The 4,454-nt window shown below is 64.9% G+C and carries 6 protein-coding genes; 1 reads left to right on the top strand and 5 read right to left on the bottom strand.

All coding sequences use genetic code 11. The features are described 5' to 3' along the window. Positions 1 to 49: 49 nt before the first annotated feature. From rplW to rpsJ, 4 genes are read right to left on the bottom strand one after another with little or no spacing between them, the layout of a single operon-like run. Entirely contained in the window at positions 50 to 349 is a 300-nt protein-coding gene (gene rplW, locus ACTHNC_RS18630; RefSeq protein ID WP_440296127.1) for a 50S ribosomal protein L23, read from the bottom strand. Beyond that, positions 349 to 1,002: a 50S ribosomal protein L4 gene (gene rplD, locus ACTHNC_RS18625; protein ID WP_440296126.1), complete on the bottom strand. Its 654-nt coding sequence runs from the start codon at positions 1,000 to 1,002 to the stop codon at positions 349 to 351. Before rplD ends, rplW begins: the two co-directional genes overlap by 1 nt. A 4-nt stretch (positions 1,003 to 1,006) precedes the next feature. After that, entirely contained in the window at positions 1,007 to 1,666 is a 660-nt protein-coding gene (gene rplC, locus ACTHNC_RS18620) for a 50S ribosomal protein L3 (protein WP_440296125.1), read from the bottom strand. Between the two features lie 10 nt (positions 1,667 to 1,676). Beyond that, positions 1,677 to 1,985, bottom strand: coding sequence for a 30S ribosomal protein S10 (rpsJ, locus tag ACTHNC_RS18615; RefSeq protein ID WP_022900935.1), 309 nt, complete (start codon positions 1,983 to 1,985; stop codon positions 1,677 to 1,679). Positions 1,986 to 2,982: 997 nt separating this feature from the next. Between rpsJ and ACTHNC_RS18610 the strand changes: the two genes are divergently transcribed. Further along, on the top strand, positions 2,983 to 3,720 hold the full coding sequence (locus tag ACTHNC_RS18610) for a response regulator transcription factor (protein ID WP_440296124.1): 738 nt from the start codon (positions 2,983 to 2,985) through the stop codon (positions 3,718 to 3,720). Positions 3,721 to 3,726: 6 nt separating this feature from the next. Here ACTHNC_RS18610 and ACTHNC_RS18605 read toward each other — a convergent pair whose 3' ends face one another. Beyond that, positions 3,727 to 4,113: a hypothetical protein gene (locus ACTHNC_RS18605; RefSeq protein WP_440296123.1), complete on the bottom strand. Its 387-nt coding sequence runs from the start codon at positions 4,111 to 4,113 to the stop codon at positions 3,727 to 3,729. Positions 4,114 to 4,454: the final 341 nt, after the last annotated feature.

Raw genomic sequence — 4,454 nt, 5'->3', positions numbered from 1 at the left:
GGGGTCGTCGGCTTGTACTTGCGAATAGCCATAGTTGTTCCCTTGCTCCCTAGCCGACAGCCGTGAAGATGTCGATGGAACCGGACTTGAGGGTGACGATGGCGCGCTTGGTGTCCTTGCGCTTGCCGATACCGAACTTGGTGCGGCGCGTCTTGCCCTGGCGGTTCAGCGTGTTGACGGATGCGACCTCGACCTTGAAGATCTTCTCGATCGCGAGCTTGATCTCGGTCTTGTTCGAGCGGGGGTCGACGAGGAACGTGTACTTGCCCTCGTCGATGAGCGAGTAGCTCTTCTCGGACACGACCGGAGCGATGATGACGTCGCGCGGGTCCTTGTTGATGGCGGGCATTACGCGTTCACCTCTTCCTTCTTCGCGGACTTGCTGGCGACGAAGGCGTCGAAAGCAGCCTTGGTGAAGACGATGTCGTCGGAGACGAGCACGTCGTAGGCGTTCAGCTGGTCGAACGACAGCGTGTGCACGGTCGGGATGTTCCGAACGCTCTTCACGCCGGTGACGTCGTCGCGCTCGGTGACGATGAGCACGTGCTTCGAGGTCGCGATGCTCTCCAGCAGCGAGACGGCGGCCTTCGTCGAAGGCGTCTCGCCGGCGACGAGCGACTCCACCACGTGGATGCGCTCACCGCGTGCGCGGTCGCTGAGCGAGCCCAGCAGCGCGGCGGCGATCATCTTCTTCGGGGTGCGCTGCGCGTAGCTGCGCGGCGTCGGGCCGTGCACGATGCCACCGCCGGTCATCTGCGGTGCGCGGATCGAGCCCTGGCGGGCACGACCGGTGCCCTTCTGCTTGAACGGCTTGCGCCCGGCGCCGGAGACCTCACCGCGGTTCTTGGTCTTGTGCGTGCCCTGACGCGCGGCGGCGAGCTGCGCGACGACGACCTGGTGGATCAGCGGGACGTTGACCTGAACGTCGAAGATCTCCGCGGGCAGCTCGACGGAACCGGACTTCTTGCCGGCAGCGTCGAAAACATCGATCGAGGTAGCCATGTGACTACGCTCCCTTCACTGCGTTGCGGACGAAGACGATGCGGCCGCGAGCGCCGGGGACCGCGCCCTTGACGAGCAGCAGTCCGTTGGCGGCGTCGACCGAGTGCACCGTGAGGTTGAGCACGGTCACGCGCTCAGCGCCCATGCGACCGGCCATGCGCATGCCCTTGAACACGCGGCTCGGGGTCGAGGATGCGCCGATCGAACCGGGCTTGCGGTGGTTGCGGTGTGCACCGTGAGAGGCGGAGACGCCCTGGAAGTTGTGACGCTTCATCACACCGGCGGTGCCCTTACCCTTCGAGGTTCCGACGACGTCGACCTTCTGGCCGGCCTCGAAGGTGCCCTCTACGGTGAGCTCCTGGCCCGCGGTGTAGTCGGCGGCATCCGCGGTGCGCACCTCGGTGAGGTGGCGGCGAGGCGTGACGCCCGCCTTCTCGAAGTGGCCGGTGGCCGGCTTGTTCACCTTGCGCGGGTCGATGGCGCCCGTGGCGATCTGCACGGCGCTGTAGCCGTCGACCTCGGGGGTGCGGATCTGCGTGACCACGTTCGGGGTGATCTCGACGACGGTCACCGGGATGAGCTTGTTGTTCTCGTCCCACACCTGGGTCATGCCGAGCTTCTTGCCGAGCAGACCCTTGACGGTCTTGGTCTCAGTAGTAGACATGGATGGACCCCTACAGCTTGATCTCGATGTTGACGTCGGCCGGCAGGTCGAGACGCATGAGCGAGTCGACGGCCTTCGGCGTCGGGTCGATGATGTCGATCAGCCGCTTGTGCGTGCGCATCTCGAAGTGCTCGCGGCTGTCCTTGTACTTGTGGGGCGAACGGATGACGCACACCACGTTCTTCTCGGTGGGGAGCGGCACCGGCCCGACGACCTGAGCACCGGCACGGGTCACCGTGTCGACGATCTTGCGCGCCGAGGTGTCGATGACCTCGTGGTCATACGACTTAAGCCGGATGCGGATCTTCTGTCCCGCCATATCTGACTCTCTCTCTACTGTTCAGGCGTCGTACGGCAGTCAGAGCCGCATTGGACGCGTCGCGTTCGGTGCTGTTCGCACCGTCACGTTTCGCTGGCGCCACGTGGTGCCGCCGCTGTTTATCTGTCAAAGGCTCCTCGGATGCCGGTTGCTCGCGCTCCGGGCATCCCTCGCCCCTCACCGACCCCCGCGCTCGGGCGTGTCGCCCTCGCAGAGCACATGGATAGCCCATGGGCTCTCGGATGTCGATTAAGCTCGTTCTTCTGCCCGCGGCCTAACCTGAACTCACGAGGGCTCGATCCTTGCGAGGATCAGCCGGCTCGAAGCGGCTATGCACTGCCTGGCAGTGATTCGGAGATCCGCGCGCAGACGCGCAGGACCGAAATGTTGAACCCCAAAAGTTTGCCAGATTCGACGAGCCCGTGCAACTCGGGCGTGTCGCGCCGCGCGGGCAACGAAAGTGCGGTGCGGACGCGAGATGCGGAACCGGTCCGTCACCTCAGGGAGCTAGGACCGGCTCCGCACTACCTCAGCGCGAAGCATCGGGGATCGCCGCGAGGCAGGACTCTGAGGGCGTTGACTCAACCCCCGAGAGCCCTTCCCATTCTCCGCGCAGGCATGAGCATCACGCGATCCGTTGGCCGACCCCCATTGTGGGGCGAGAAGCCTATGAGGAGGGCGAATGGCTGGCGCGGTTATCGCGGTCACCATCGCCCTCCTCCATGGTCTCTTGCGCCGTACGATCCCGTACACGTGGTGGGATCACCGCCGTCCCATGTAGCCCCCGAGATGGCCGAAGCTGCCCGAAGGCAGCGACCACGATGTTAGCGAGACTGGCTGGCCCGGCACTGTCACCAGAACGGGTGACGACGGTTCATCGCCCCGCTGACGGGCGTGAGATGGGAAGCGGCTAATCTCATGACTGAGTAGCCGACCCATTGCAATACATCGCAAACGTCGGCATCAACGTGTCGGGACTCCATTCGGGGGGAGCACCATGTCAAAGGTCGCGGTTGTCATCGAAGACGATCCTGACATTCGCAATCTGGTCGAGACGGTTCTCGAGCAAGCGGGATTCGAGACGCATTGCGCCGCGGACGGCGGCACCGGCGTTGCGGCTGTCCGTGAGTGGGATCCCATCGTCACCACTCTTGACATCTCGCTGCCCGGCATGGACGGCCTGCAGGTGGCCAAGCACATCCGGGAATTCAGCTCTACCTACATCGTCATGCTGACCGCACGCGACGAGGAGATCGACATCCTGCTCGGCTTGGAGGCAGGAGCGGATGACTACCTCAGCAAACCGTTTCGGCCACGCGAATTGCGGGCCCGCGTCGAGGCGATGCTCCGTCGTCCGCGCGGCGAACCGGCTCCTCAGATGGCGGCGCCAGAGGAACCGGCGCTCTCCGATGAGTGGCTCGTCCAAGACGGGCTCCGACTCAATCCCGAGTCGCGCCTCGTGCACCGCGACGGCGAGTCCATCGACCTCACCCGTAGCGAGTTCGAGCTTCTCCGATGTCTGATGGAGGCACAGGGCCGGGTTGTCGGAAAGCTCACTCTCGCGGACGCCATGCGGTACGAGGAATCGGGATACGGATACATGAGCGCCTCCGACGCGAGAAACGTGGAGGTTCACATGGCGAACCTGCGCCGCAAGCTCGGTGACGGCGCAGGCAAGCCGAGATGGATCGAAACCGTTCGCGGAGTCGGGTACCGCATGTCGCCGTCCCGATAAACCCGCTCACCGACGGCGGAATCCCGCGATGATGCGGATGAGCGCAACGACCGAGGCGTCCGCCGAGCGTTCGACCACGCTCACCTGTGCTGCGCATTCGGTCAATGATGCGCTGAGCGCGAGGAGTCGCAACGCCTGAGCATTCGCCGCCAGCAGCCCTGCACCCACCATGTGTGCGCTCGCCCGGATGCTCAGCGCGACCTGGAGGAGGGCTTCGCGGTCGCCGGTGTCGCAGGCAGTGTGCATCCGTGCGCATCGGGCTGGCAGGTCGGCGATGAATTCCGCGGCGAAACGCACCGCGAGTTCGTCACGGCCCTGCAGTTCGTCGGCGAGGGTCGTGAGCACCGTGCTGTCCACGAGCGCCCGCTCCTCGTACCGGCTGTCGGTGCTCACACGCGGTTCCTCATCGGCTGAGTCTCTCGGTGTTTGGGCGAATGCTCATTTGTTGCATGACCAGGCGGGCGTTCGGGGTCGTCCGCCTGGTCAAGGGCGTTTCGGTTTCGCCGGTATCCACTGTGGCCGCGGAAGCTCAAGACGCACCTGGGGCACTACTAGCGGATCCTCAAGGTCAGCTTAAGAAGTGGCGGGGAGAGGACCGCCTGTCGGCACCGCGACATGTCGACCGACCCTGTGGGCTAAAGGCCCCGGAGGCGGTCGGCGGCTCTTTCCAGTGCAGGGATTGTGACCGCCGCCGTTGCTTCCACTGCGGCCACCTCGCGTGCGCACTCGAAGCG

It is taken from the genome of Humibacter sp., from assembly GCF_051954055.1.
In the GTDB taxonomy this organism is placed as follows: Bacteria; Actinomycetota; Actinomycetes; order Actinomycetales; family Microbacteriaceae; genus Humibacter.
This window is presented reverse-complemented; position numbering and strand designations above follow the sequence as displayed.

Bases quoted from the DNA above. Each gene is read 5' to 3' on its own strand.
- rpsJ (WP_022900935.1), bottom strand. From the start codon at position 1,985: ATGGCGGGACAGAAGATCCGCATCCGGCTTAAGTCGTATGACCACGAG.
- rplC (WP_440296125.1), bottom strand. From the start codon at position 1,666: ATGTCTACTACTGAGACCAAGACCGTCAAGGGTCTGCTCGGCAAGAAG.
- rplW (WP_440296127.1), bottom strand. From the start codon at position 349: ATGCCCGCCATCAACAAGGACCCGCGCGACGTCATCATCGCTCCGGTC.
- rplD (WP_440296126.1), bottom strand. From the start codon at position 1,002: ATGGCTACCTCGATCGATGTTTTCGACGCTGCCGGCAAGAAGTCCGGT.
- ACTHNC_RS18610 (WP_440296124.1), top strand. From the start codon at position 2,983: ATGTCAAAGGTCGCGGTTGTCATCGAAGACGATCCTGACATTCGCAAT.